Origin of the sequence: Elusimicrobium minutum Pei191 (assembly GCF_000020145.1) — a bacterium.
Taxonomy (GTDB): domain Bacteria; phylum Elusimicrobiota; class Elusimicrobia; order Elusimicrobiales; family Elusimicrobiaceae; genus Elusimicrobium; species Elusimicrobium minutum.
Window position 1 is genome coordinate 1,229,925 of record NC_010644.1, and the last position, 25,797, is coordinate 1,255,721.

Annotated in this window: 27 protein-coding genes; 6 read left to right on the forward strand and 21 right to left on the reverse strand. The window is 40.3% G+C overall.

Translation table 11 applies throughout. The features are described from left to right. The 15 genes from EMIN_RS05755 to ileS all read right to left on the reverse strand — a co-directional run bounded on the left by EMIN_RS05755 (position 1) and on the right by ileS (position 15,572). Positions 1-1,209, reverse strand: coding sequence for a hydrogenase large subunit (locus EMIN_RS05755; RefSeq protein WP_012415297.1), 1,209 nt, complete (start codon positions 1,207-1,209; stop codon positions 1-3). Beyond that, on the reverse strand, positions 1,197-1,730 hold the full coding sequence (locus tag EMIN_RS08355) for an NADH-quinone oxidoreductase subunit C (RefSeq protein ID WP_052545824.1): 534 nt from the start codon (positions 1,728-1,730) through the stop codon (positions 1,197-1,199). The genes EMIN_RS05755 and EMIN_RS08355 overlap by 13 nt, the downstream gene beginning before the upstream one ends. Beyond that, positions 1,717-2,175: an NADH-quinone oxidoreductase subunit B family protein gene (locus EMIN_RS05765; RefSeq protein ID WP_274376834.1), complete on the reverse strand. Its 459-nt coding sequence runs from the start codon at positions 2,173-2,175 to the stop codon at positions 1,717-1,719. The genes EMIN_RS08355 and EMIN_RS05765 overlap by 14 nt, the downstream gene beginning before the upstream one ends. A gap of 7 nt (positions 2,176-2,182) precedes the next feature. Then, on the reverse strand, positions 2,183-2,521 hold the full coding sequence (gene ndhC, locus EMIN_RS05770; RefSeq protein WP_012415300.1) for an NADH-quinone oxidoreductase subunit A: 339 nt from the start codon (positions 2,519-2,521) through the stop codon (positions 2,183-2,185). Position 2,522: 1 nt separating this feature from the next. Continuing rightward, entirely contained in the window at positions 2,523-2,867 is a 345-nt protein-coding gene (locus tag EMIN_RS05775) for an NADH-quinone oxidoreductase subunit NuoK (RefSeq protein ID WP_012415301.1), read from the reverse strand. Continuing rightward, a complete protein-coding gene (locus tag EMIN_RS05780) occupies positions 2,860-3,345 on the reverse strand; it encodes an NADH-quinone oxidoreductase subunit J (RefSeq protein ID WP_012415302.1) in 486 nt (161 codons plus the stop codon). Before EMIN_RS05780 ends, EMIN_RS05775 begins: the two co-directional genes overlap by 8 nt. 1 nt (position 3,346) lies before the next feature. Further along, on the reverse strand, positions 3,347-4,777 hold the full coding sequence (locus tag EMIN_RS05785) for a complex I subunit 5 family protein (RefSeq protein ID WP_012415303.1): 1,431 nt from the start codon (positions 4,775-4,777) through the stop codon (positions 3,347-3,349). Beyond that, positions 4,777-6,564, reverse strand: a complete 1,788-nt coding sequence (locus EMIN_RS05790; protein WP_012415304.1) for a proton-conducting transporter transmembrane domain-containing protein — start codon at positions 6,562-6,564, stop codon at positions 4,777-4,779. The genes EMIN_RS05785 and EMIN_RS05790 overlap by 1 nt, the downstream gene beginning before the upstream one ends. Then, entirely contained in the window at positions 6,564-7,976 is a 1,413-nt protein-coding gene (locus tag EMIN_RS05795) for an NADH-quinone oxidoreductase subunit 5 family protein (protein ID WP_012415305.1), read from the reverse strand. The genes EMIN_RS05790 and EMIN_RS05795 overlap by 1 nt, the downstream gene beginning before the upstream one ends. Positions 7,977-8,119: 143 nt before the next feature. Beyond that, a complete protein-coding gene (locus tag EMIN_RS05800) occupies positions 8,120-8,908 on the reverse strand; it encodes a hypothetical protein (protein WP_012415306.1) in 789 nt (262 codons plus the stop codon). Beyond that, the gene (gene queF, locus EMIN_RS05805; protein ID WP_012415307.1) at positions 8,905-9,303 is read right to left on the reverse strand and encodes a preQ(1) synthase; all 399 of its coding nucleotides are present in this window, start codon (positions 9,301-9,303) and stop codon (positions 8,905-8,907) included. The genes EMIN_RS05800 and queF overlap by 4 nt, the downstream gene beginning before the upstream one ends. After that, positions 9,300-11,249, reverse strand: a complete 1,950-nt coding sequence (locus EMIN_RS05810; RefSeq protein ID WP_041691273.1) for a heavy metal translocating P-type ATPase — start codon at positions 11,247-11,249, stop codon at positions 9,300-9,302. Before EMIN_RS05810 ends, queF begins: the two co-directional genes overlap by 4 nt. Positions 11,250-11,261: 12 nt before the next feature. Further along, entirely contained in the window at positions 11,262-12,257 is a 996-nt protein-coding gene (locus tag EMIN_RS08360; RefSeq protein WP_012415309.1) for a tetratricopeptide repeat protein, read from the reverse strand. After that, on the reverse strand, positions 12,254-12,751 hold the full coding sequence (gene lspA / locus EMIN_RS05820) for a signal peptidase II (protein ID WP_012415310.1): 498 nt from the start codon (positions 12,749-12,751) through the stop codon (positions 12,254-12,256). Before lspA ends, EMIN_RS08360 begins: the two co-directional genes overlap by 4 nt. Then, positions 12,744-15,572 (reverse strand): isoleucine--tRNA ligase, encoded by a 2,829-nt coding sequence (gene ileS / locus EMIN_RS05825; protein WP_012415311.1) that lies wholly within the window; start codon positions 15,570-15,572, stop codon positions 12,744-12,746. Before ileS ends, lspA begins: the two co-directional genes overlap by 8 nt. Positions 15,573-15,834: 262 nt before the next feature. Between ileS and EMIN_RS05830 the strand changes: the two genes are divergently transcribed. Genes EMIN_RS05830 through EMIN_RS05845 form a run of 4 tightly spaced genes read left to right on the forward strand, consistent with a single transcriptional unit; the run spans position 15,835 to position 19,809 of the window. Continuing rightward, positions 15,835-17,229: a YfcC family protein gene (locus EMIN_RS05830; RefSeq protein WP_012415312.1), complete on the forward strand. Its 1,395-nt coding sequence runs from the start codon at positions 15,835-15,837 to the stop codon at positions 17,227-17,229. 46 nt (positions 17,230-17,275) lie between these two features. Continuing rightward, positions 17,276-18,685: a sodium:solute symporter family protein gene (locus EMIN_RS05835; RefSeq protein ID WP_012415313.1), complete on the forward strand. Its 1,410-nt coding sequence runs from the start codon at positions 17,276-17,278 to the stop codon at positions 18,683-18,685. Next, entirely contained in the window at positions 18,660-19,277 is a 618-nt protein-coding gene (locus tag EMIN_RS05840) for a thiamine diphosphokinase (protein WP_012415314.1), read from the forward strand. The genes EMIN_RS05835 and EMIN_RS05840 overlap by 26 nt, the downstream gene beginning before the upstream one ends. A gap of 13 nt (positions 19,278-19,290) precedes the next feature. Next, positions 19,291-19,809, forward strand: coding sequence for a hypothetical protein (locus EMIN_RS05845; RefSeq protein WP_012415315.1), 519 nt, complete (start codon positions 19,291-19,293; stop codon positions 19,807-19,809). Here EMIN_RS05845 and EMIN_RS05850 read toward each other — a convergent pair. Next, a complete protein-coding gene (locus EMIN_RS05850) occupies positions 19,793-20,050 on the reverse strand; it encodes a hypothetical protein (protein WP_012415316.1) in 258 nt (85 codons plus the stop codon). The genes EMIN_RS05845 and EMIN_RS05850 overlap by 17 nt on opposite strands. Beyond that, positions 20,047-20,874: a sulfite exporter TauE/SafE family protein gene (locus EMIN_RS08610; RefSeq protein WP_012415317.1), complete on the reverse strand. Its 828-nt coding sequence runs from the start codon at positions 20,872-20,874 to the stop codon at positions 20,047-20,049. Before EMIN_RS08610 ends, EMIN_RS05850 begins: the two co-directional genes overlap by 4 nt. A 126-nt stretch (positions 20,875-21,000) precedes the next feature. Between EMIN_RS08610 and EMIN_RS05865 the strand changes: the two genes are divergently transcribed. Together EMIN_RS05865 and ruvC are read left to right on the forward strand one after the other, a co-directional pair. Beyond that, a complete protein-coding gene (locus tag EMIN_RS05865; protein ID WP_012415318.1) occupies positions 21,001-21,753 on the forward strand; it encodes a YebC/PmpR family DNA-binding transcriptional regulator in 753 nt (250 codons plus the stop codon). A 46-nt stretch (positions 21,754-21,799) separates the two neighbouring features. Beyond that, entirely contained in the window at positions 21,800-22,369 is a 570-nt protein-coding gene (ruvC, locus tag EMIN_RS05870) for a crossover junction endodeoxyribonuclease RuvC (RefSeq protein ID WP_012415319.1), read from the forward strand. A 44-nt stretch (positions 22,370-22,413) separates the two neighbouring features. On the opposite strand, the gene EMIN_RS05875 is transcribed toward ruvC, so the two are convergent. The 4 genes from EMIN_RS05875 to tsaB are packed head-to-tail and all read right to left on the reverse strand — an operon-like array spanning position 22,414 to position 25,797. After that, positions 22,414-23,145 (reverse strand): acyl-[acyl-carrier-protein] thioesterase, encoded by a 732-nt coding sequence (locus EMIN_RS05875; RefSeq protein ID WP_012415320.1) that lies wholly within the window; start codon positions 23,143-23,145, stop codon positions 22,414-22,416. A 2-nt stretch (positions 23,146-23,147) separates the two neighbouring features. Continuing rightward, entirely contained in the window at positions 23,148-24,683 is a 1,536-nt protein-coding gene (locus EMIN_RS05880) for a tetratricopeptide repeat protein (RefSeq protein ID WP_012415321.1), read from the reverse strand. After that, on the reverse strand, positions 24,680-25,117 hold the full coding sequence (rimI, locus tag EMIN_RS05885) for a ribosomal protein S18-alanine N-acetyltransferase (RefSeq protein ID WP_012415322.1): 438 nt from the start codon (positions 25,115-25,117) through the stop codon (positions 24,680-24,682). Before rimI ends, EMIN_RS05880 begins: the two co-directional genes overlap by 4 nt. Next, a complete protein-coding gene (gene tsaB / locus EMIN_RS08365) occupies positions 25,114-25,797 on the reverse strand; it encodes a tRNA (adenosine(37)-N6)-threonylcarbamoyltransferase complex dimerization subunit type 1 TsaB (RefSeq protein WP_012415323.1) in 684 nt (227 codons plus the stop codon). Before tsaB ends, rimI begins: the two co-directional genes overlap by 4 nt.

Sequence of the window (25,797 nt, forward strand, 5' to 3'; positions counted from 1 at the left end):
TTATTTATCAAAAACTTTTACTTTTGAAAAATCTATTCCTTTCTTTTTATAATACTCTATGCCGTGCGCCCGCATGTCCTTCCAATCTATAGTTTTAACTGAGTTTAAAGAGGGACTGATAATTGTTGCCCTGTCAGTGCAGGAAAAACACGGGTCAATGGCGGCTATAATTAAAGCCGCGTCCGCAAGTGCGTCTCCGCGCAGCATATAGTCAACGCTTTCAAAATTAGCCAGCGTAGGCGCGCGCACTTTAACTCTTGCCGGGTTTAAACCGCCGTCTGATTTAACATAGTGCACATCCTCGCCCCTGGGCGCTTCATAGCGGTTAACCGCATGTCCGGCGGGTATTTTAACGGGTACATTAACTTTTATGGCGCCTTCGGGCAGCCAGTTAAGCACCTGTTTTAAAAGTCTGCAAGATTCTAACATTTCAAAAGCGCGCACATATAACCGGCCAAAAACGTCGCACGCGTCGGAGGTTATAACTTTAAAATCAAGTTCGCCGTAAATTAAATAAGGGTCGTCTTTTCTTACGTCTCTGGCTATACCTGAAGCTCTTGCCAAAGGCCCGGCCGCGCAGCGTCTTAAAGCCTCTTCTTTAGGAAGATGCCCCACGCCTTTTGTTCTGGCGATAACGGTGGGCTCTTCGGTAGCTAATGAGATATAATATTTAACTCTTTTTTCAAGATGTTCTATTTTCATTAACACAGTTTTAACCATTTCAGGCGTAATATCCCTTCTTACCCCGCCAATAGTGTTAATGGAATAGTGCACGCGGTTGCCTGAAATAGTTTCCAAAGCGTCCATAACGCTTTCCCTGTCGCGCCAGGAGTACATAAAAAGAGTGTCAAACCCTATTTCATGCGCCGCCACGCCAAGCCAAAGCAAATGGCTGTGCAGCCTTTCAAGTTCGCCTATGATAACGCGTATAGCCTGCGCTCTTTTAGGCACTTCGGCGCCGGCTATTTCCTCAACATTCATAACATAACACGTGGCGTGCGAGTGAGAGCAAATGCCGCAAACACGCTCAATAAGATACATGGCTTGCAAATAGTTTCTGCTTTCGGCGGCTTTCTCAACGCCTCTGTGGTTATAACCAAGGCGAAGCGTAGCGTCTACAATTTGTTCACCTTCCAAAAGAAGCATAAAATTGCCCGGTTCTTTTAAGGCGGGATGCTGCGGCCCTAAAGGCACTGTTATTTTTGGCATAAATTATCCCCCTCAAGTTTTTTTATCTCGGCTTCTTGTTTTTCATGCTCTTTAATATATTTGGCGGCGTCCCAATTTTTTCTTAAAGGATACTGGTCTTTGGGGAAATCCTCGTCCAAAGGATATCTGTTGCCTTCGGGCAGGCCTTCCACTTCAACACCCAAAAGGTCAGCCAGTTCTCTTTCATAATAAACCGCGCCTCTTATTAAAGGAGTGATACTTTTTAATTTAAGATTATCCATGGGTAAAACCGCTTCTATAGTTAAAAGCACGCCTTCTTTTGAGCCCCAATGGTAAAGGGCGTGAATACTGTCCCCACAGTCAACGCCGGTTATCGTGCAAAGATAATCAAACCCTAGTTTATTCATAAGGATTTCTGTAATCGGGTAAATATCTTTACCCAAAGCCATACAGTAAACCCTGTGCAGTTTTTTTATAGTTACATCAGTAATCATGCCGTCAAAATCTTTTTCAAGAAGTTCTTTAAGTTCTTCATCTGTGTTTTTTTTAAGCATTTTCATTCCCCCCTTCAACCGTTGAAAGCAGTTTTACTATACCGTCTATCAAAGCCTCCGGCCTGGGTGGACAGCCTGGTATATAAGCGGATACGGGCAAAATTTTATCAACGCCGCCAAGCACGCCGTAACACCCCTGCAAAACGCCGCCGCTGCACGCGCACGCACCCACGGCTACAACAAATTTAGGTTCCGCCATTTGGTTATAAATTCTTAGAAGCCTTTTTTCCTGCTGGCGGGAAACCGCGCCCGAAACAACCATAACATCAGCGTGCCTGGGAGTTCCGTGCTGAAGTATGCCAAAACGCTCAACGTCAAATTTAGGCGTAAGCGCGGCAACGGTTTCAATATCACAGCCGTTACATGAGCCTGAATTATAATGTAATATCCAGGGTGATTTCCTTCTGGCCCACGCCACAACCTGCTCTCTTATTGACTTCATAAAACGTATCCTCTGTTTATTTCGCGTACAAAACCGCCACTACCGTTAACACGCTTACAATATATATAATGGCAAACCCCGCCGTAACCCAGCTTACGCTGGCGGCGGCGAGAGTGGCTATTATAAGCCCTGACACGTGTAAAACCGTAAAAAATATAGCGAAAGGAAAAAAGCTGTTATAATCAGGGTTAACTTTTTTGCCCGTATATTCTTCCCCGCAGGCGTAAGGCGCGAGTTTGCCTTCAGGTTTATTATTCGCCTTAGGGGCAAAATTAGCGGTAAGTTTTGAAAATAGCCAAACCAATAAAAATACCGTTAAAAAAACTATAGGAGGGTAAAGTAAAATTTCCGCCATATTATCCCCTTAAATTCTTTAAGTCTAAAATATCCAAATTGCCTTTTTGGTTGTACGAGCGTATAATAAGCCCTAAACCAACGGCTACTACAACAACTTCAAATCCTATCATTATCATAATTAAGGCCTGCGCCAAATCAATATTGCCGATAGCGTACCCCGCGGAAAGCAGAGCGAACATACAACCTTTTGAAGATATTTCTATACCTATCAAAGTACGCAGCATATTGCGTGACCCGGCCATACAATAAACCCCTATAAAAAACAAAAGCACGGCCGTAAACCAGTTAAGGTACAAATTTTCCGGAGTAAAAAACTGCGCGCCGAAAGCTAAAATATTACTCATGCCCTTTACCTCCAAAAAATGTTTTTACCATAAGCACTCCGGCCACAAAGATACAAATTTGCGCTATTAAATCTTTATATCTTAAACTCCAAATAATATCGCCGACAAGCATAGGTTCCATATCGGCAACGGTATTTGGTTTTATAGCGTCCGAATAAGGAAATGAAATAAACCATAACACCACGCCGAAAAGAAAAAGACCTAAAGGCAAAAAGCGCATAAATTTACGCTCGTTTCTCGCATATTTTGAATCGGCCCCCAGCAAACTGGCGGTACTCGCGAAAAGTACGGTAATTAACCCCGAACAAACGGATAATTCAAACACGCCCGCCCACGGCGCGCCCATGCTAAACATAACTCCCGTTAAAGTAGCGCTTAAAAGAGCCAGCCACATGGCGGCGTAAATAAAATTTCTGCTAATAGCGGCAAAAAGCGCCGTTCCAACCAAACCTGTTAAGATAAGGAGATGCAATGTCATATTATCTGCCCCCCTTTATAAAAGGTTCTATAAATGAAGTGTACATTAAAGGAAAATATAAACCCACGGCAATCATTATAAAAACAAAAATACCCGCCGGGATAAGCATTCCCGCCCTTACTTCTTTTACTTCTTTCATTTTACCCTCTGCCCTTCCAAAGAAAATATTTCTCTGCGCTCTTAAAAAATAAGCAAGCGTAATCACGCTCGCAAAAAGAGCTATAAAGGCAAACAGATAAAAGCCCGACTGCCACAACGCCAGTATTATTATAAACTTGCTCCAAAACCCCGACAGCGGCGGTATACCCGCCGTGGAAAGCATGGAAATTAACGACATCATTGAAGTATAAGGCATTTGTTTTTCAAGCCCGGAAAGCTCTTTAATATTGCTTGTGCCGGCGGCGCTTTCCAAAGCGCCCGCGTTAAAAAATAAAGCCGTTTTAAAAGTGGCGTGGTTAAACAGGTGGAAAATGGCTCCCGCTAACCCTAAAGGCGTTGAAAGCCCCGCCGCTAAAAATATATATCCCATTTGACTTATGCTTGAATAGGCCAACATTCTTTTAAAACTTGTCTGGTAAAGAGCCATTACGGAGCCCGCCACAATAGACACAGCCCCAAAAACCATAATAGCTTTGCCAACGGGATTATGCGCCGTTAAATGGTTGGTAATGCCAAGCATCATGGCAATTTTAATTAAAGTGTAAGCGCCCGCCGCTTTTGTAATGATACCCGCAAGCAGCGCGGATACTGGCGTTGAGGCTGATTCGTAGGCGTCCGGCGTCCAGGTATGGAAAGGAACCAACCCCGTTTTTACCATAAAACCGCAAGCCATAATACCCAAGAAAACATTTATTACCACGGGGTTTGCCTGGTTTGAAGCCATTACTGATTTTAAATGCTCAAAACTTGTTCCGCCCGCGTATAAAAATAAAATTGCAATGGCAAACATAATAGCCGTTGAAGCGAGCGAGGAAAGATAAAAATATTTTAAAGCGCCTTCGGTGCCTTTTTCCCTGTTATAAAAAGCAATAAGCGTAAAAGCGCATACGGCAATTACTTCTAAAAAAACATATACTGTAAAAAAGTCCCTCGCCGCAGTAATGCCGCACATACCCGCCGTGGCTGTTAAAATAAGCGCGTAGTAAGTTCCTTTCCTTTCAGTTTTTTCAGCGTACGCGGCAAACCAGCATACGCATAAACCCACAAGATAAATAAGGCCCAACATCATTATTGTAAAAATATCCTCGCCGCTAAAGACTTCCATAGTGGCGGCGCCCGCTTTGTTTTTTAAAAAAGCCAAAAGCACATAGACTAAACCTATAGAAAAAGTAAACAGCGTAAGCCCGGTAGCCAGGCGCGGCTTTCTGTTAAAAAAAGAAACTATAATGGCCGCCGCTAAGGGGAGCAAAATAAAATTAGAAAAAGAAAGCATTACATCCACCCCCCGCTTATTGAGATTATGGCAAAAACAAGCCCGCCTATAACAGCCCATATTATATAGCTAAAACTATAGCCCGTGTGTAAGGCCGAGCCCGCTTTTGAAAATCCTTTTGATACCGTGCTTGGAATATCGTCTATAATAAAATCCATAATCCTGTCTGTTTTAAAAAGCGCTTTGGAAATAAATTTGGCCGCTTTTTTAATATTCTCATAAAAGTCTGATAAATGAGAAGAGTTAAATTTATTAATTTGTTTTATAACGGGCGCATTGTTAACAATACCCGCCGCAAAGCGAAGTCCGTGCTTTTTAAACCCCGCGAAAAACAACCCGCCCGCCATAATAATTACAACAAAACTAAGCCCGCTTATCCAGGTAAAAGAAAAGTGCGCGTGCGCTAAATTTAATAAATTGTTTTCATCTAAAACCCAGCCTATGGAGTAAAGAAAAACCACAAAAGCAAACACCGCGGGAATAATTGTTTTTGTAAAATGCGGGCGTGTAAAGCCAACGGTTCCTTTTACAAAAAACACATTTATTATTACTCTTACAAAAGAAAATAACACAAGCAGGTTTATAACGGCCATAAAAATAATAAAACCTATATGATGCTGGTTGAGCCCGTTATAATTTGATGAAAAGAAAATATCTAAAAACGTTACTTTGCAAAGTGCGGCGGAAGCTATAATAAAACTTACCGCAACAACTTTCATATTCTTAAACAGTCCGCCCAGTTTATTTGTGTCCGTTGTGCCGGCGGCTTCTTCTACTGCGCCCGCGCACAAAAATAAACAAGCTAAAGCGGCAGCTTTATAAATGCCGTGGTTAAGCAGTGCCATGATATCGCCGCCCATTGTTGCGCCGTGCTCAAAAGCAAGCAAACCTATTTGCAAAATAATATTATATGCAATAAATTTTTTAAGGTCGGTTTCTTTAAGTATTAAAAACGCCGCGGGAAGTATTGATATTATACCCGCCACAATTAAAAAGTCCGCCCCGTTGGGAAGTACGGACACGTTAAACATTGTAACCGCTTTCCCCATTAAAAACACAGCCAAAACCTTTTCAAACGAAGCGGGCAATAACGCCATCATAGGAACATTTGTATTTGCCGCGGCTTCCGGTATCCAGGAATGGAAAGGAACAGCCCCCGCTTTTGATAAAGCGCCAAGCATTATTAAAAGAAACGCGCCCATGCCCAAACCGGTTTGCATGCTTATAGGCGCAAGCACTATAGCGTTTGAATCAAAAGTTTTTGCGGCGTAACCCGTTAAAATAATGCCCGCCAACAGCAAAATATCGCCCACGACGTTAATCATAAAAGCTTTAAAAGCGGTACTTTGCCCGTTTTTATTAATAACTATAAAAACATATAAACTTATTAGAAGTCCTTCCCAAAAAAACAGCATTAAAACAAGATTATCCGCCAATACTGCCCCACAGGCAAAAGCCAATGTAAACAGAAAACTGAAAAAGAACCATCTTTCATGTTCAATATTGCTTTTTAAGGAATACACATAAATTAAAACGGCAAAAACAGTAAGCGCGGCGAGGGCCGCTTTATCAAAAGCGCCCGCTGAAAGGGAAAACGTAAGAATACTTTCGCACCAGTTTAAATAAAACATGGAAAACGGCGTTAAAAATAAAACAATAACGCCCAATAACGCGCCAACCGCTCCCGCGCCCGCCCACACTTTATTATAAGCAGAGTATTTCCTGCCTGTAATTAAAATGCCGCAAGCGCATATTAAAGGAATAAAAACGGGTAATAATATAGACATTATAATACCCCCATTTGAACGGCGGCTTTAATTAAATAATTTACGGGTAAAGCCACAAATACGGACATTACCACGGTTAACACCGCTAATATTGAAACGGAAATCAAAGTTTGTTTGCTGCCTTCGGGGCCCATTTCCCACTCCACTCCGGGAGAACCCAGGAAAACAATATGAAAAACACGCAGTAAATAGGCTGCAGTAAAACAGGCGGCTAAAATAAAAATAGCGAAAACTAGAACACCACCCGCGGCGGACGCGCTTTTAAAAACCATAAATTTGCTAAAAAAGCCGCCCATAGGGGGAATGCCCATTACGGACAACGCGCATATTGCAAAAACAAGCCCCGTTAAAGGCATAACCTTAAACAATCCGCCCATTTTTGTAATATCTTTTGTATGTGTTTTATGTTCAATGATACCCGCGCATAAAAATAAACCGCCTTTAGCCGCGCCGTGCATCATAATAAACAACATGCCCGCAACTAACCCCAAAGCGGTGCGCGTTGATAAAGCAAGAAAGATAAATCCCAGCTGGCTGATTGTAGAATAAGCGATAATTCTTTTAATGTTTGTTTCCGTTACAGCGGCGCCGCCCGCTATAAGTGAGCTTACACCCGCTATTAAAGCTACAGCGTGGCCTAAGGAAGGATCCAAATTAACGGTATAGAAAACCCTGGCAAAAACATAAACGCCTATTTTAACAAGCACCGCAGCATGAAGTAACGCCGTAACCGGCGATGGCGCCACGCCCGCGTCGGGTAACCATGTTGAAAAAGGCAAAATAGCAGATTTGGAAAACATGCCCGCCACTAAAAGCGCGCACACTATTAAAGGAACTCTTGAACCTTTTAAAAGAGTTAAGTCGACAGTGCCGTTTGTAAAATATAAAGCGGCAATACCCAAAAGTAAAAATAACGCGCCGAATACGGTAATTAAAAATGTTTTAACCGCTTTCTTTTTATCGGTGTCTCCTCGGAAAAAGCCTACCAAACGCCAGCTGCAAATCGCGGTAAGTTCCCAAAAAACAAAAGTCCATACAAGGTTAAAACTGAAAACAAGCCCCATCATTGAACCTAAAAACAATATTACCATTGTGTAATATTCGTTCTCATAGTCCTTATCATGTATATAGCCGGTGGAATAAAAAATTATTATTAAACTTAAAAAGGAAGAGCATGCCGCCATAAAAGCGGCCAACATATCAAGTTTAAAATGAGGGCCGAAGCCAAACGGCATCTGCAAAGACCAGGAAACTTCCGCCCCTGTTCCGGCGTAAGTAAGCTGAAAAACAGACAAAACAAAAACCGCCGAGCCGATTAACATAGCCGTAACGGCGGGTTTAACGCCTAATTTATTAAACGGAGTTATAAAAATAGATCCCAGAATAGGAAGTAAAATTATTGTTAAAAGCATATTCCTTATGTTACTAAATAATCAGATTATATAAAAGAAAGTCCAAATATCTTAATTTATTATACAGTAAGAGGAACTTTCAGAGTTATTACTACAGGCAAGAGTACCGCAGAAAGTTTGGTATACGGACACGCCTGTTTAATTTATAGTATCTGGTTAAGTTCAACCTTTTTAATTTTACGGTTTACAACTTTATATGTGTGACTCTCAGGCTTATTTTTAAGCCCTAAAATATTTACCCTGAAATCGACAATATCTTTGCCGCCTTCCGCCCTTACTTCGGCTATTTCAAAAATATTATCGGGTAAATTGCTTTTTGATTCCAATATAACAACCGACTGCTTGTTAAAATCAACCGAAGGGTATTTGCCTTTAGCGGTTTTTTTAAAAGCGGCGTATTCGGCAGCAGTACTTATGATTTTATAATCAACGGGCGCGGTAAGCATTGTTATGCTTCTTTCCTGCGCGAGTTCCGCGTCTTCTTTAATAGGAAGTATAGTTTCAGGCATAGTATCCGGATCAGGCATGGAGGAGTCCATTTCCACGGTAACTACTTTTAAAGATGGCAAAGTTATAGGGTTTTTACCGCGGTTTTTTTCCCCTTCCTCAACCACGTCAAAAATACTTTTTTCTTTTTGTGCCACTCCGGCAATTCCGGTTCCTTCAAAAGCGCTTAAAGTACTATCGGCCCGGATTAAAACATCTTCACTGTTTTCTTCTGAGGGGACGGCATATTCTCCTTCCGCAAAAAGTTCTTCAAACGCTTCGGAAGACGTTATTCCCTCAGCGTTTTCTTCTTCTAAATAAACTTCTGCCGAGTTGTCCGTTTCGCTGTTATCTTTTTCGCTCAAACGAGTATACCAAAACGCCGCAGCAAGCAGTATTAGCGAAATAACAAAGATATTTATATATTTTGGCCTTGGTTTTTTCATTTTTTCTCGTATTTTGCCACAATAACGGAACGCAGACCGCCGCGCGGCGTAAAATCGCCCGTTACTACAGCTTTTTTGGGTTTACAGGCTTTAACAACGTCATCTAAAATTTTATTGGCGATATTTTCCATAAAAATACCCATATCGCGGTATTCAAGAAGGTAGTATTTTAAAGATTTAAGTTCTAAACAAAGCCGGTCGGGAATATAGTCTATGGTTATCACGCCGAAATCAGGCAGTCCCGTTTTAGGACATACTGAGGTAAACTCAGGCAATTCTATTCTTATATCATAATCTCTTTTATATTGATTTTCCCAGCACTGTATTTCAGGCAGTTTAGCGTTCGCCCCTTTTCTGGCATGGTCTTTGGTGTATCCGAAATCTATATCGCTCATAATTTTATTTTAACTAACCTCGCTGAATTAATTATTACTGCTATTATGCCGATTACGCCGAATATAGCAACCAAAAACGGCGTAACAAGGCCTTTGTTTAAAAGAAAAGCTATAAGCAAAACATTGAAAATAAGAGATATGCAGATATTTTCAAGTATATTACCGTTTACGATTTTAAATAATTTTTTTAATTCCATAAGGGCAAACATATCTTTGCGGTCTACCAAAATGTCCACCCAGTTAGAGTGCGCGGAGCTGCTTGATTTATAAGATAAACTGGCATCAGCCTCCAACAGCGCCAAAACGTCGTTAAACCCGTCGCCCACCATAACCACTTTTCTGCCCTCGGCCTGGCTTTTGCGAACCATCGCCGCCTTGGCTTCCGGTAATATTGATGAGTGGAAAGGGACTCCGCCCAAAAGCCCCGAAATATATGATACCGTTTTACTGCCGTCGCCCGAGATAAGAACAATTTCCTTGCCTTCGCTTTTAAGCCATTCAACCGTTTCTACCGCGCCCGCTCTGATTTCATCGGTCAGTGTTATAAAACCCAAAAATTCTTTATTTAAAGCCACGCAGATAATAATTTCATTATCAGACCCGCGGTTAAGTTCTTTGGCTTTTATGCCTTCTTCAATAATCCAGTTTTGGTTGCCGACTAAAATTGTGTTTTTACCGCTTTTCGCTTTTACGCCGCTGCCGGGCAATACTTCTAAAGAAGTTATAGCGTCCGGCGTTATATTGTTTTTAGCGCAGTATCTTTTTAAAGCCTGGCTGTAAGCGTCTGTCATACTTTGCTCAGCAGTAAGAGCATATTTTAAAATTAATGTTTTATTATCCGCTTTAATGGGAAACACATCACTGACTTCCAATATACCGTTAGTAATAGTTCCTGTTTTATCAAAGAAAACAAGGTCAGCCTCTTTAAAGGTTTTTAAAGAATTTCTGTTTTGTATTAATATATTGTTGCCGGCTGCGCCTTTCCTTCCGAAATAAGAGCTTAAACTAAAACACAAAGCAAAAGCCGGCGGACACGCAAGCGCAAACAAAAACAAAATAAGACTTAAATAATATTCTAAATTTGAAAAAGAATTTTTGTAGGCCGCTAACAGGCAAAACACCAAAATCCCAATCAATATTGGAAGGCCTACTGTTTTAGCGTATCTGTCCAAAGGGTTTTTATTAAGACTTTTTTTAAGTTCGCTGTTTTTTAGATTTTTTACTATAGAAAAAATTTCCGATTGGGAAAGAATGCAGCCCGCCTCAATATAAATATCCTTAAGTTTATTTATAGTGCCACCGTAAACATTTTCCCCTTCACACTTAGCGGCGGGCATAGCGTTGCCCGTGATAATGGTTTCTTCAATTTCGGTTTTACCCTTTACTATAAAGCCGTCGGTAGGAATAACTTCCCCTGATTTTACAAGCAAAATATCGCCCCTTTTTATTTCGGAAGCGAAAATCTTTTTCTCCTCATCATCAACAACCCTGCGCGCGGACTTGGGCAAAACATCTTCAACTTTACCTATAAAAGCCTGGGTGCCCTCACCTTCTTTGGCAAAGCTTGCGTATACCATATTAATAACGGCAACGTTAAGCACCGTAATAATAAATAAATTATTTACGGCCCCTATTGTTTTTACCGTTAAAAATAAATGCATGCAGCTAAATAACAGACCTGAAAGTATTGATATTGAGGCAAGGGTATTAAAAGTAAATTTAAATTTCTTAATATCCTCTAAAGCTTTATTAAACAAATGCCCGCCGAAAAGAAAACACGCCAAAGCAGACAAGATAAAGATACCCAATTTTACGTTTTTAAAGTGAACGGAAAAAATGACAAGAAACATAAATAAAAAAGACAGTCCCGCCCGTATTTGGTAAGAGCTGGCGGGTAAAAACATTTTTCTTCGTCCTTGTCTGGGCGTGTTATCTTTTTTTAGCATTGTAAATTATAATTAATAGAATCTGCTTTCAACGGTTCTGCGTACGCCCTGATCAGAAAGAAGCCTTCTTATTTTCACGTCATATTTTCTGGCGTTGGCGGGATCAAGTTTTTTGGCTATTATATAATTAGCCGCGGCGGAAACATTGTCTTCCAAAGCTAAAATATCGCCCATAAGTTCGTAGGTGGGAACAAACCTCGGGTCAAGTTGTTTTGATATCAAAAGTTCGCTTAAAGCGCCGCCCAGGTCGTGGTTTTTAAAAAACATTTCAGCTAAATAATAACGCGCAACGGCGTTGTTAGGCGCGAGCTCAACAGCCATTTTAAAATCATCAAGAGCGTCGGCGTACATATTATTTAATTTTAAAGCGCGCCCTCTTTCAAGATACGCTTTACCGTAAGAAGGTTTTAAATTTATAACCCTGGTCTGGTCTAAAGCGGCGTTAAGATAGTCACCTATGTCATAATAAAACAACCCTCTGTTATAATAAGCCAGCCAGCCGTCCTTATTTATGTTTATAGCCTTATGGAAATCATTATACGCTTTAATGCCTTCGCCCGCGTTATAAAACGCTATGCCCCTGTTTACAAGCGCGTTATAATAATTGGGCCTTGCTCTCAAGGCTTCGTTAAGATAAATAATAGCGTTATAATACTGGCCTCTGTCAATATAAAAAGCTCCTAAATTATTTAAAATTTTAGCGTCGTTAGGATTAAGTTTTACCGCTTTTAAATAGTCTTTTTCAGCGTAATCAAGATGCTGCTGCCTGAGTTTTAAATCTTTAAAAGAAATAGCGGCCGCAATTTTTTCATGCACCATGGCGCGGTTGGAATACGCGGCATAGTTATTAGGATCGGATTTTATTATTTTACCGTAAAGGTTTAAAGCATCATTATACCGGCCGATGTCGGTATAATACAAAGCTTTCTTAAAGTTAGCGTTATTGCTGCCGCAGCCTATTGTAAAAACACTTAAACATAAAACAGCTAAAATAAACAATTTTTTCATTTTGCCTCCGTTTCCTTTTTCCCTGGGAACAACATCGCTGCCGCCAGCAATACAGCTCCTATACAAATAAATGAATCCGCAATATTAAAAACAGGCCACACTCTTAAATCAATAAAATCAACAACATACCCTAAAAAGATTCTATCATAAAGATTGCCTATCGCACCGCCCAAAATAAAACTAAGACCCAGCCAGCCTAACGGCGGGCGCAGTTTTTCAATTTCACGCCAGGAGACTAATAAAAATATTATTACCGCGCACATCATAACCGCTAAAGCGAGATTGGCGTTTTGGAATAAACCGAAAGCCATTCCGGTATTTTCAACATATGTAAGATGGAAATATTTAAATATTTTTATACTGCCCAAAGGACGCAATAACTCAAGCGTAAAAACTTTGCTTACGCGGTCCAACCCTGTAATTATTAATACTATTATTACAGTTTTTTTATTTAAAATAAACCAGTTTTTAAGTTTAAGTAAAATATTAGACATTTACGTTTACATCCTCATTCACCGTAATGCCCTCTTTTTCAAGCACGCCCGCGCAGCGAACGCAAACTTCAGCATGTGCGGAATTTTCGCCTATATCTTCTTTCCATTGCCAGCATCTGGGGCATTTCGCGCCCGGCGCGTGTTCAATTGTAATTAATATTTCCTCACCGCCTTCATTTTTAATTTCCGCTTTGGAAACAATGGCGATTTCCGGCCAAAGATCTTTGTTTTCCTCTAAGAAAGCAAGCTCTTCTTTTGAGGTCGTGCTAAATATGACATTAGCTTCAAGCGACGAGCCTATAAGCCCCGCGCTTCTGGCTTCCTCAAGTTTCTTTAAAACGTTTTCTCTTACCGTTCTTATTTTTGACCATTTTTCCTCAAGCTTCGCGTCATGTTTAAAACTGCTTGATTTAGGAAAGTCGGAAAGGAAAATACTTTCCTCTAATTTAGCCCCGGCGGGAGTCTTTTTTAATTCCTGCCAGGCTTCTTCCGTGGTGAAAGACAAAACTGGCGCTAAAAGTTTTAATAAAACTATTAAAATTTCATATAAAGCGTTTTGGGCGCTGCGCCTTGTTTGGGCGTCCGTGCCTAAAGTATAAAGCCTGTCTTTGGAAGCATCAAGCATAAATGACGACAGGTCCAAAATACAAAAATCTATAAGGCCGCGCACTACTTTTCTAAATTCATAGATATCGTAATTTTCAAGAGATTCTTTTATCAAAGTATCAAGCTTGCTTAACATATATCTGTCAATTTCCGTCATTTCTTCAGGTTTCATTTTATGAATTTCCGGGTCATAGTCAAACAAACTGCCCATAGCGTAGCGGAATGTGTTTCTTAACCTTCTGTAACTGTCAACAGGGCCGCTTAAAATTTCATCAGATATTCTTATATCGTCCTGGTAATCGCTTAAGCTTACCCAAAGGCGTAAAATGTCCGCCCCGTATTTATCAAAAACTTCATGCGGTTCTACGGAGTTGCCTAAAGATTTATGCATGGCGTGCCCGTGCTGGTCAAGCACAAAGCCGTGTGTTAAAATTTGCCTAAAAGGCGATTTGCCTTCCAATGCAACCGAAGGAATAAGCGAACTTTGGAACCAGCCCCTGTGCTGGTCGGCCCCTTCAAGGTACATGTCGGCCGGGTATTTTAAACCGCGGTCTTTCAAAACCGCTCTCCAAGAGCAGCCCGAATCCAACCAAACGTCCAAAATATCCTTTTCTTTTACGAAATGCGTTCCACCGCATTTTGTGCACTTGTAACCTTCGGGCAATATTTTTTCATTGGGAAAGGTAAACCAAAAATCGCCGCCGTTATCAAGCGCCATTTGTTTAATATGCGCAAATAATTTAGCGTCAACCTGCGGAGTTTTGCAGTCGTCGCAATAAAATATAGTTGCGGGAGTGCCCCAGAATCTCTGCCTGGTTAAACACCAGTCGGGCCTCATTTTAACCATGTTGCCTATGCGTGAAACGCCGGCTTTGGGGTAAAAATCAACAGACTCAACCGCTTTTGTAAGTTCACTTCTCAAATTTTGTCCGTCAATGGAAAGAAACCACTGCTCCGTAGCTCTAAATATAATGGGCTGTTTACAGCGCCAGCAATGCGGGTAGCTGTGATCAATAGTTTCTTCTTTTATTAAGTTGCCGAGTTCATTTAAACGCTTTATGATTTCCGCATTGGCTTTAAAAATATGCTGCCCGGCAAACTCGCCCGCTTCTTTAGTAAAAATACCTTTTTCATCAACAGGGCCAAAAACTTCCAAGTTCCAAATTTGTCCGGCTTTGGCGTCATCCTCACCGTGGGCGGGAGCTACGTGTACCAAGCCTACGCCGGTATCCATAGCAACGAAGTCCGTCCATATAACAGGGTTAAGCCTGTCTAATAAAGGGTGTTTATATTTAAGACCCACTAAATCGTTGCCGCTAAATTTTTCTTCTTTTGTTATGTCATAACCGCTTTTGTTTTTAAAATTTTCGGCAAGTTTGTCGGCTACTATATAATATTCTCCGGTTTTATTGTCTTTAAGTAAAACATAGTCTTCATCTTTATTAACGGCGGTAGCTTTATTGGCGGGTATTGTCCACGGCGTGGTGGTCCAAATAACCAAGGAAACATTTGCCTTACCTTTAAAAGGTTCAGCCAGTTTAAAACGCAGGTAAATTGATTGGGAAACTTTGTCTTTATATTCCGTTTCCGCGTCGGCCAAAGCGGTTTCGCAAGTGGGGCACCAAAAAATTGTTTTTGTGCCTCTGTAAGCTAAACCCTTTTCTATAAAATCTAAAAATACACCGATTACATTACCTTCATATCTTTTGGCCATGGTGCTGTAGTAATTTGCCCAGTCTCCCTGAACGCCAAGCCTTTCAAAGCCTTGCATTTGGATATCAACAAATTTATCGGCAAATTCCCTTGCTTTTTTACGAAAGCCGGGCACGTCTTCTTCCTTAATGCTCTTTTTGTCGATTTTCATTTCCTTCATTAAAGCCTGTTCTATAGGAAGGCCGTGGCAGTCCCAACCGGGAATATAAGGCGTTTGAAAGCCTTGCATATGGCGGCTTTTTAAAACCATATCCTTTAAAGTTTTATCCATGGCATGGCCGATATGTATGCGGCCATTGGCGTAAGGGGGCCCATCGTGAAGCATAAAAACTTCTTTACCGTCGCGCAGTTTTTGCATTTTTTCATAAAGTTTAATAGTTTTCCAAAACTCAACAAATTTTGGTTCTTTCTGAGCAAGACCCGCCCTCATTGGAAAATCGGTTTTTGGTAATAAGACTGTTTTGGAATATTTGTTGTTGTTTGGTTTTGTATTGTTTGACATACTTTTAGCTTTCCTTTATGAAAATATATTACATATTATACAAAAAAAGGGCCTTTATATAGATTAAGCGTTTTTCTAGCGTTTTTAGCTTTTCGGCCTTAATATGCGGTAAATAAAATAACCCGTTTGCCAAAGATAAAAAAGCGTTTTAACCCGGCTCAAAAATTTTTACATTTTTATACTGCAAAATAGTAAAATATATACTTGTTAAAAAATGAAATAAAAATAACATAAAAAAAGAGAGGTTAACCGACTAAAAAAAATGGAGAAATTCAAACTTAACACTTATATGCTGGTGTTTGGTATTTTAATATTCACAGCAATCCTTTCATGGATAGTTCCCCCCGGCCAATTTGACCGTGTTGAGAAAGGCTCTAAAACATTAACAGTAGCCGGCTCATACACAAGAGTTGAACGCAGCGGCCAAGGCTTAACAGATGTGCTGCTCGCGCCGATAAAAGGCTTTCAGGCCTGTTCCGACATTATTATTTTTATTCTTGTAATAGGCGCGGTATTTACGATTATCGAACGTACCGGAACTGTTAACGTAATTATTCAAAATATAAGTTATTTTTTCTCGCAAAATCAACATTTAAAACACTTTTTTATTCCCGTATGCATGTTCGCGTTCTCATTGTGCGGAGCGCTGTTTGGAATGGAAGAGGAAACTATTATCTTTGTACCCATATTTATACCGCTGGCACTGTCTTTAGGTTATGACACCATTGTAGGCATGACAGTTCCTTTTTTAGGCGCGTTCGCCGGGTTCTGCTCAGCCTTTGTAAACCCGTTTACAGTTGGTATCGCGCAAACAATAGCGGAACTTGATATTTATTCCGGCATGGGATACAGGATTATAGTTTGGTTAATCGCCACAAGCGTGGTAACTTTTTATGTAAGCAGATACGGCGCAAAAGTTTTAAAAACGCCTTCGGCCAGTTTTACTTACCATATGGATTTGGAAAAACGCGCCCAGCTTAAAATAGTTAACGATATTGAAGTAGGCAAACCCAAAATAAGAGGCCGCCACAAAGCCGTAATAATGCTTTTTATAGCCGGTATAACGGCGGTTATCTTCGGCGTTACTTTTTATAAGTGGTATATTGATGAAATCGCCGCTTTGTTTTTATTTTTGGGTATTTTATGCGCCATGTTCGGTAAAATGGGCGTGACCGAAACCACAGACGCTATTATAGACGGCATGAAAAACATGATTTCTGTATGTCTTCTTATAACTTTAGCACGTTCAATAATTATAGTCGCCACGGACGGAAACATTTTAGACACATTCCTCCACTGGATGGCTTTGGCTATCGGACATCTGCCTAAATATTTAGCCGCGCAGGCAATGTTTATATTCCAAACGATACTTAACTTTTTTATCGCCTCAGGTTCGGGCCAGGCCGTTCTTACTATGCCTATCATGGCGCCACTTGCCGACTTAGTTGGCATATCAAGGCAAACAGCCGTTTTGGCCTACCAATTCGGCGAAGGCTGGGGCAACCCTATTATCCCCACGGCGCCGGTTACGGTAGCGGTGCTTGCAATAGCGGGCATAAGCTGGACAAAATGGTTAAAATGGTTTTGGAAACTTGAAGTTATTCTCATTATCATGTCCATGATTCTATTAATACCGCCGTTCTTTATAGGCTGGTAAAATTTCATCTGCGGCAGCCCAAACTGCCGCAGATTTTTTAAATATTATGAAATCTTCATTAGTTGTATACGAATATCTTTCAGCCGCGGATTGGTTTGTTTTTATTTTAATACTGGCTCTTACTTTCGGCGCGGCTATTTACGGGCACGCCATTAAAGGCAAAAATAAAGGCGGCGTGCTTGAGTATATGCTTATGGGCCGCAAGCTCACGCTACCTATGTTTGTGGCCACGCTTACCGCCACATGGTACGGCGGCATATTCGGCGTAAATGAAATAACTTTTAATTACGGTATTTTTAACTTTATAACGCAGGGCGTGTTTTGGTATATAGCGTATATTATTTTCGCGCTGTTTATTGTACGCAAAATATCAAAATATGACTCCGTTACCTTACCCGAACTTACGGGCAAAATGTTCGGCCCCAAGTCAGCCAAAACAGCCGCCGTGTTTACGTTTTTTTACATTATGCCTATAGCTTACGTTTTAAGCATAGGAATGTTTTTAAATATGGTGCTTGGCATAAGCACTTTGCATGGAATGATATTCGGAGCTTTGTTTACATGTTTATATTCGGCCTGGGGCGGGTTTAGGGCCGTAGTATTTTCTGAAATTGTACAGTTTGTAGTAATGTGTTCGGCTGTTTTAATAGTTGTTTTATTTTCCGTTCACGCTTTTGGAGGAATAAGTTTTTTGCGTGCCGAACTACCCGCAAGCCATTTTTCTTTAACGGGCGGTAACAGCGTTTTGTCTACCATAATTTGGGGTTTTATAGCTTTAGCTACTTTAGTAGACCCCAGTTTTTACCAACGCTGCTTTGCCGCCAAATCCACGGAAGTAGCGCGTAAAGGCATTTTAATTTCCACTGTTATTTGGATTTGTTTTGATATCTGCACCACTTTAGGCGCTTTATACGCGCGCGCCGTTATTCCGCAGGGGGAGCCTGCCTACGCATACTTTTTTTACGCCGTGCAATTACTCCCGGTCGGTTTAAAAGGCTTTTTTGTGGCCGGCATACTCGCCATAATACTTTCCACATTAGATTCTTTTATGTTTATCGCCTCAAACACTTTAAGCTATGACTTTTTAAGAAATAAATTTAAAAACGTTGTGCTTACAAACCGCATAGCAATGTTTGCGGTAAGCGCGCTTTGCATAGCCTTAGCCCTTTTGTTTAAAGGAAGTTTTAAAACAATTTGGCTTACACTTGGGTCATATATGGCGGCATGTCTGCTTATACCAATGTTATTTGGTTATGTAAGGCCGGGCAAAATATCGGACAAACTTTTTTGTTTTTCCTCAATAACTTCGGCTTTGTTAATGACGCTTTGGGCCGTCACGGCAAAATACCACTTTGAATTAGACGGTTTTTATATAGGTTTATTAACTAGTATAATTATATTGTCGGTATCTTTAATTTACGGAAAACAAAATGCGAAAAGCGTTAATAATTTGTAACGGCGAGCCCGAACAAAAAAAGTTTTTAGCCAAAGCATGCAAAGGTAAGTATATACTTTGCGTTGACGGCGGCGCAAACACGGCCGCTAAATATAATATAAAGCCCGACGCAATTGTGGGCGATATGGACTCCGTTTCCTCGGCGGCAAAAAAGAAATTCGCCTCCTCCGAGTGGATACAAGTTAACCGCCAGGATAATACTGATTTTGAGAAAGCTTTAAATTTTATTAAACAAGCCAAAATAAAAGACGTTACTATAATTTCCGCCACAGGTAAAAGGCTGGACTTTACATTAAGCAACCTTTATTCCGCTTTTAAATATTTAAAAGATACAAAAATTGTTTTTGAAAGCGAATTTTTTAAAATAGTGCCTGTAACGGGAGTACGCAAATTTAAAACAAGGCCCGGCGTAAGAGTAAGCTTAATACCCGTAGGCATTTGTAAAAAAGTAAACCTTAAAGGTTTAAAATACCCTTTAAAAAATGCTAATTTAAAAGTAACGGATACTTTAACCCTAAGCAATGAAGCCTTGGCTAAAGAAATTGAAATCAGTTTAGAAAAAGGGAGAATTCTTGTTTACATTGAAAAGTAAACAAAATTAAAATATGAAACTTATTAAGCTATTACTTTTACTTCTTATATTTGCAGGCGGGGTATATATAGGCAATATTTACCTGCCGCAGAAAGACGCGTCGGCCGCGTCGGCCATTTCAATGCCTGATTTAAAAACCTTCGGCACCGACATAAACCAATTTACTTTAGAAAAAACGCATGAAACAATTAAAGCGGTTGAGGCGGCTTTAAACGCCAGCCCCAACGTTGATAAAGAAACCGCAAAAAGCCTGGTCAACTCTTTAGAAACCACCCTTTTATTGCAAGCCTACCAAATAAGAAAATACAGATACCAGGCGGAAATAGCAAAAAATAACAACGGTTCACCCACAACTTCGGAATATTCAAAAGCGGCGGCGGACTATAACAGCTCCAAAAAAACTTTGGAAAAATATTTTGAGGACCAAAAGGACGCAAGAGACGCCTCCCAAGCGTCTATCGCCGCCGAAGAAAGCCAAAAAGAGGCGGAGCAAGCAGCAGCCCCCGCCAACGGAACTACCCAAGGAAAATAAATTCTGTAAAAAGCATTAAAATAAGAGTAAGAGAGATAAGCATAAAACCGTAAAGTTTTGTTTTAGCAAAACCGTGCACTTCAATAACAAGCCTTAAAGGAGGCAAAGCTAAAAGAATACCTAAAGATATTTTGCCCCAAACGCCGCCTAAAAACACATAAAGCGCCGCGCTGAGCACCACCAGGCTAAGCCCCGCTAAAAGGACATAATGAATATTCTTTTTTAAAGCCCTGTCTTTCATAAACTAACCGCCATTTTAAGCGCTATGCTCAGCATAAGAAGGCCGAATAAAACCTCAACATAAAAAGCCTTTATTTTAAGAAGCATATTAATACCAAGCCACGCGCCCGCTAAAATACCAAGTATAACCATAACGGTAACATCTTCAACTACATAGCCTTTTCTGAAATAAACCAAAGCGCCCGCGCAGGCGGTAAGCCCTAATTTATAAGAGCTTGTGCCGCTTGCGACTTTAATTGGAAGTTTGCATACGTTTGTCATTAACGGCACATTAATTACGCCACCGCCAACGCCTAAAGTTGAAGATAAAAACCCCGCGAACACTGAAAGCGGAACGGCCCATTTTAAATTTTTAGCCTGGTAAAAAACAGTTTTGCCTGTGGCTTTATCTCTATAAGAATCCGCAAAAGAGCACTCTTTACTTTCATAGTAGGGCTCATTTACCTTTTTTCCTGTTAAAACTTTAAAAGGATTTTTCAACATGTTAAAAGCCATAGCGGCAGCCACTATGGAAAACATAACTTTTATAACTCCTATCGGCAAAGCCCCTATAATGTTTGACCCTATTATAGCGCCTAAAATTGAAGGTATTTCTAAAGATTTTGAAATTCTTATATTAATAACGCCGCTTTGTATTTTTGCCATGGTAGACATCATGGAAGAGGCAACTACAGTGAGTAAAGAACAGGCAACAGCCTGGTGCAGAGGAACTCCAAAACCGAAATGCAGTATAGGCACTATAAAAATGCCACCCCCTATACCGAACATACTGCCCATAAAACCTATTATAAACCCGACGGGTAAAAGCAACCAAATATGACTCATATTTATATGATATCAAATTAAGTATACGGAAAATTTGCTAAAATAGAAAAATAACGCAGTGCTAAAATTTTATTTAAACACTCTTCGCTGTTGCGCAGCGCAATTTCACAAAAGGAGTTCCTACTTATGGGCGGACATTCACACTGGGCAGGTATTAAACATAAAAAAGCTCTTTTAGACTCTAAAAGAGGCAAAGTTTTTACAAGAATTATAAGAGAAATTACCATAGCGGCCAAAATGGGCGGCGCTGAACTTGAAAATAATCCCCGTCTGAGAAAAGCCGTTGAAGACGCTAAAGCGGCAAACATGCCAGCGGACAATATCAAACGCGCTATCATGAAAGGCACCGGCCAGCTTGAAGGCGCCACTTACGAAGAAATTACCTATGAAGGTTACGGCCCGAGCTCAATAGCCGTTATTGTTGACTGTACTACGGACAATAAAAACCGCACATTCTCAGAAATACGCAAAATTTTTACAAGCAGAGGCGGCAGCATCGGCACCACGGGCTGCGTTTCTTATATGTTTAAGAAAAAAGGCCTTATCATAATTAATAAAGAAACAATATCTGAAGAAAGCCTGATGGATATTGCTATTGAAGCCGGAGCGGACGATATTAAATCCGAAAGTGAAGTGCATGAAGTTTTTACCGCGCCGGAAAGTTTAGATATTGTTAAAAAAGCATTAGAAGAAAAAGGCGTGAAAACAGAATCGGCCACTCTTACAATGATACCCGATACGGAAACGGAAATAACAGATGAAAACGCGGCGCAGTCAATTATGAAAATGATGGACGAACTTGACGATCACGACGATACAAAAGCCGTTTACTCAAACTATAATATACCTGATGAAATAATGGAAAAAATTTCCAAATAAAAAAATAATAACGGCGGTCATATGACCGCCGTTACTTTAAACTCTTATGGATAATAACGCTTTAACAACGGTTTTAGGAATTGATCCCGGTTTGGACAGAACAGGCTGGGCAATCCTTACGCGCGATAAAAATTCCAATATCCGTTTAACAGCCTGCGGACTTATACACAGCTCCAAAGATTCCGCTTTGCCCGAACGTCTTGAATATATTTTTAATGAAATAGGCAAACTTGCCGAAGCCTATAAACCTAATCACGTCGCCATGGAAGAAATGTTTTTTTTAAAAAGAGCCATTACCGTAAGCCAAACCATACAGACAAGGGGCGTTATCTTACTTGCCGCGCATCTTAAAGGGCTTAATATTAATTCCTACAGCCCAAAGAAAGTTAAAAGCGTAATCTGCGGCAGCGGAACAGCGGGAAAAGCACAGATACAGCGTATGGTGCAGCTTACTTTAAAACTTACCAAAAAGCCTGAGCCTGACGACGTGGCCGACGCTATTGCAATAGGCATATGCCATTTAAAAACAGCTCCTTTAAAAGAAAAAATTAATTTACAGGCCGAGTTTTTGGCAAAGATAAACGCCGCCAAGCAACAGCAAATTAAAAAGAAATAAAAAACCCGCGTTACCAGCGCGGGTTTTATTTTTTAAACTGTTGCCTATTGCCAGTTTGAAACCAGCCTGAAAACTTCTTTCCCGTCATCTTCTCTTACAAGTTCGTGAATATATTCGCTGTTGCCGTTATCATAAACAAAGGATTTTATTTTATTTCCGTCAATACACTCTGACTTAAAATTTATTCTTAAACTTTTAATCGTTTTATTTTTAACAACCTCCGCGGGAAGCGTTTCGATAGCCCAGGCTATATAATGTGTGTTATTAACATGCCCGTTGCAGTCAATATCCTCCAAACGAACCAAAAAGTCTTTTGAAAAAACAGGTTTAGCGTCCTGAGGCGTTTTTAATTTAAAGTTGCCTTCTTCAACCATAAAATCCGGTTTTTCAGTATTTAAATCAAGCATATGCTGAGGAATACGGGTTATTTTACGGGTGTTTAAATTTAATATAAGCCACCAGGAAGAACATTTTAAAATTATTTTTCCATCTTCATCAGTAATAATATATTCTCTTCTGCTTATTATTTTTTCAGAAAAGCTGGGCCATGTTTTTACTTTAAGTTTTTTACCCAAAACCGCTTTATTAATAAGCTCAATCTGCATGCGGCTTAATACCCATGCTACGCCGTGCTCGCCTATTTGTTCCCGCCCAAAGGAAAGATTATTCGCGTCCTGCCCGGCTCCTTCCTGAAGATAATTACAAAGCATATGAACAGGTATACTGTCGTCAAGAGCCGCTTCGTAATATCTCGGTTTAAATTCTAATTCCGTCATACTTATTCCCCCGATTTTTTTTCTGCTTTTTTTATATACTTATTTAGCTTTTTATCTTCAGCCTTTATAATCCACGGCAAAGCTTCTTTATACCTTCCCAAACGGTACAGAGCAAGCCCCTTATGCCCAGCTATAACTTTATCGTCCGGCATTTTGGACAAAGCTTTTTCAAAATATTCAAGCGCTTTATCATAATCTTTAGTTTTATAATAATACCATCCCAGTGAATCAATGGTTGCATAATCGTCAGGCTTAAGCTGTAGTGATCTGTCAATATGTTTTTTAGCTTCCTTTAGTTTTTTGTTTTGCTCAAGCAACGCGTAGGCTAAAGAGTTTAGAGCCTCGGAATTAGCGGGATTTTGCCCTACAACTATTCTCATTTGTTTTTCAAGCTCCGCGTTATCGCCCAAAGCGTCTAAAGAAACGCCGTACATCATACGCGCTTTTTCATATTGCGGAGTTTGGGACAAAATCTCTTTAAAAATTTTAACAGCTTCCTTATGCTTACCTAAATCTTGCAAAGACACCGCATAAAAATAACCTACCTCAACGCTTTTATCGGATACTTTGTAAGCATTATCTAAAATGGATGACGCTTCTTCCGCATTTCCCATTCTCGCCGCGTAAAAAGAAGCCTGCAAAAGTTTTGAAGCATTGGTTTTGTAATCTCCGGCCGCTTGCAAATATTTTAAAGCGGCAGCATAATTTTTTTCATCCTCCGATATAGCAGCCATGAACTGGTTGGCCAAAATGCTGGAAGGATCATAAGATAAAATTTTTTCAAAATATTTTCTTGCTTCAGGAATATTTTTTAAAAGAACATGCAGCGTTCCTATTCTAAGGTAAACATACGTGTCCGCTAAACCCATGTCTTCAAGTTTTTTATATTCTTTAAGCGATTCTTGTAATTTAGACTGCTTTTGGTAAATTTCAGCCCGGCTTATATAGGCTTCCGCATATCGGGGGTTTGCTTTCGTTGCTTTAAAATACATGGTAAGAGCGTCTTCCGTACGGCCCCTTTTCAAATTAACATTGCCCGCTTCCTGAAAAATAACCGCCGCAAGTTCGGGCACTTTTTCGGCGTATTCTTCCAAAAAGGCCACGGCTCTTTCACTGTCCATACCGTTTAAAAGCGTAAGATACTGGGCCAAAATAGCCGTATTTTCAGGATCCAAAGCGAGCGCGCTTTCATAATAAGAAAGAGCGTCTTTCAAATGTCCTTTTGACCAGCTGTAAGCAGCGGAAGCAATTAAAGAGTTTTTATCTTTATATTGGGAAACCTCTTTTGCTATTTCCTCATAGTTATCTTCTTTCCCGGCAGCTATTGCAGTTTGCAAAATAAGCGTTTTTAGAAACTCGGACTCGGGAAATTCCTTTAAATTTTTCTCAAAATGATCAAGCGCCTTGTCATATTTTTTATCGCTAACATGCAAAAGGCCTTTTATATAGTCCATATAAAACGTTTTGCCGTAGTCAGGCTCGGCCGCTTGTAGAAAAAACGGCGCGGATAAAATTAAAAAACATAAAAATTTTTTCATAAATCTGCTTTCATTAACAACGCGTCTTGAACGCCGTTGTAAAACTTTCCCCTTTTTCCTATAACTTTAAAACCAAACTTTTTATATAAATTAACGGCGGGCAGGTTGGTTTCATTAACTTCAAGAGTAACCGTTTTTACCCCTAAATTTTTTAAACGGTTAAACATGGCGTCCAAAAGTTTGGAAGCCGCCCCCTTTTTGGTCTGCACGGGCAAAACGGCAAGGTTTAAAAGTTCGGCCGTGTCAGCCACCGCGCGCACGCTTATAAAACCAATAACCTTACCGTCCTTAAGCGCGGTTAAAATGTGGGCAAATTTATTTTCAAACTCGGACTTAAAACCTTTTACACCCCAAAGCGCGCCGTACGGCTGTGAAAATTCCACCCCCGCTATTTCTTTTACCAAAGACAGTTTAGCTTCTGATATTTCTATCATTTTCCCAACTCAAACCGCGCGGGTTTTAGGTATAAAGGTTCTAAAGTGTTCTTTTCAAAACCGGTTATTAAAGCCATGTTTATTAAAGAATTTTTATTAACCGAGCAAAGTTTAGCGGACCCTAATGTATATTTAGCACCCGCGAACATTTCATTTAAAGAAGTTTTTTCCTTGTCAAACCCCGTAACAAAAAGCGGCGCGTTATATGAAGCCATAAAAGCAAACATTTCTTCTTTGTCGAACCAGCGCGGTTCGCTTCCGTCAAAAATTTGTAAAAAATATTCTTCCCTGAAAGCATGCAACACAACCGCGGCTTTGCCGCCGAGGTTGTTTTTAATCCAGGTTTTAAATTCTTTGGAATTTTGTGTTTGCAGGTAGAGCACTTCAAACATTGTGGCGCTGCAGGCTTCCGCGCCAGTTAAACCGCGCAGCATGCCGGCAAGAGTAAGGCCTATTCTTATACCCGTAAATCTGCCCGGGCCGCGCACATAAAAAACTTTGGTAACGTCTTTTAAAGAAATGTTTTCCTTAGCTAACGCTTTTTTAATAGCGGGGAATAAATATTCTTCCTGTTTAACGCCGTTCTTTTTAATGCTTATGGCTTTGTTTTTCCCCTTTTTTAAACATACTAAAAGAGGGGATGACGTTGTGTCCACGGCTAAAATAATATTTTCTTTCAT

Excerpts from the sequence above, each read along its gene's own strand:
- EMIN_RS05755 (WP_012415297.1), bottom strand. The coding sequence starts at position 1,209 with ATGCCAAAAATAACAGTGCCTTTAGGGCCGCAGCATCCCGCCTTAAAA.
- EMIN_RS08355 (WP_052545824.1), bottom strand. The coding sequence starts at position 1,730 with ATGAAAATGCTTAAAAAAAACACAGATGAAGAACTTAAAGAACTTCTT.
- ndhC (WP_012415300.1), bottom strand. The coding sequence starts at position 2,521 with ATGGCGGAAATTTTACTTTACCCTCCTATAGTTTTTTTAACGGTATTT.
- EMIN_RS05775 (WP_012415301.1), bottom strand. The coding sequence starts at position 2,867 with ATGAGTAATATTTTAGCTTTCGGCGCGCAGTTTTTTACTCCGGAAAAT.
- EMIN_RS05780 (WP_012415302.1), bottom strand. The coding sequence starts at position 3,345 with ATGACATTGCATCTCCTTATCTTAACAGGTTTGGTTGGAACGGCGCTT.
- EMIN_RS05785 (WP_012415303.1), bottom strand. The coding sequence starts at position 4,777 with ATGCTTTCTTTTTCTAATTTTATTTTGCTCCCCTTAGCGGCGGCCATT.
- EMIN_RS05790 (WP_012415304.1), bottom strand. The coding sequence starts at position 6,564 with ATGTCTATATTATTACCCGTTTTTATTCCTTTAATATGCGCTTGCGGC.
- EMIN_RS05795 (WP_012415305.1), bottom strand. The coding sequence starts at position 7,976 with ATGCTTTTAACAATAATTTTACTTCCTATTCTGGGATCTATTTTTATA.
- EMIN_RS05800 (WP_012415306.1), bottom strand. The coding sequence starts at position 8,908 with ATGAAAAAACCAAGGCCAAAATATATAAATATCTTTGTTATTTCGCTA.
- queF (WP_012415307.1), bottom strand. The coding sequence starts at position 9,303 with ATGAGCGATATAGATTTCGGATACACCAAAGACCATGCCAGAAAAGGG.
- EMIN_RS05810 (WP_041691273.1), bottom strand. The coding sequence starts at position 11,249 with ATGCTAAAAAAAGATAACACGCCCAGACAAGGACGAAGAAAAATGTTT.
- EMIN_RS08360 (WP_012415309.1), bottom strand. The coding sequence starts at position 12,257 with ATGAAAAAATTGTTTATTTTAGCTGTTTTATGTTTAAGTGTTTTTACA.
- lspA (WP_012415310.1), bottom strand. The coding sequence starts at position 12,751 with ATGTCTAATATTTTACTTAAACTTAAAAACTGGTTTATTTTAAATAAA.
- ileS (WP_012415311.1), bottom strand. The coding sequence starts at position 15,572 with ATGTCAAACAATACAAAACCAAACAACAACAAATATTCCAAAACAGTC.
- EMIN_RS05830 (WP_012415312.1), top strand. The coding sequence starts at position 15,835 with ATGGAGAAATTCAAACTTAACACTTATATGCTGGTGTTTGGTATTTTA.
- EMIN_RS05835 (WP_012415313.1), top strand. The coding sequence starts at position 17,276 with ATGAAATCTTCATTAGTTGTATACGAATATCTTTCAGCCGCGGATTGG.
- EMIN_RS05840 (WP_012415314.1), top strand. The coding sequence starts at position 18,660 with ATGCGAAAAGCGTTAATAATTTGTAACGGCGAGCCCGAACAAAAAAAG.
- EMIN_RS05845 (WP_012415315.1), top strand. The coding sequence starts at position 19,291 with ATGAAACTTATTAAGCTATTACTTTTACTTCTTATATTTGCAGGCGGG.
- EMIN_RS05850 (WP_012415316.1), bottom strand. The coding sequence starts at position 20,050 with ATGAAAGACAGGGCTTTAAAAAAGAATATTCATTATGTCCTTTTAGCG.
- EMIN_RS08610 (WP_012415317.1), bottom strand. The coding sequence starts at position 20,874 with ATGAGTCATATTTGGTTGCTTTTACCCGTCGGGTTTATAATAGGTTTT.
- EMIN_RS05865 (WP_012415318.1), top strand. The coding sequence starts at position 21,001 with ATGGGCGGACATTCACACTGGGCAGGTATTAAACATAAAAAAGCTCTT.
- ruvC (WP_012415319.1), top strand. The coding sequence starts at position 21,800 with ATGGATAATAACGCTTTAACAACGGTTTTAGGAATTGATCCCGGTTTG.
- EMIN_RS05875 (WP_012415320.1), bottom strand. The coding sequence starts at position 23,145 with ATGACGGAATTAGAATTTAAACCGAGATATTACGAAGCGGCTCTTGAC.
- EMIN_RS05880 (WP_012415321.1), bottom strand. The coding sequence starts at position 24,683 with ATGAAAAAATTTTTATGTTTTTTAATTTTATCCGCGCCGTTTTTTCTA.
- rimI (WP_012415322.1), bottom strand. The coding sequence starts at position 25,117 with ATGATAGAAATATCAGAAGCTAAACTGTCTTTGGTAAAAGAAATAGCG.
- tsaB (WP_012415323.1), bottom strand. The coding sequence starts at position 25,797 with ATGAAAGAAAATATTATTTTAGCCGTGGACACAACGTCATCCCCTCTT.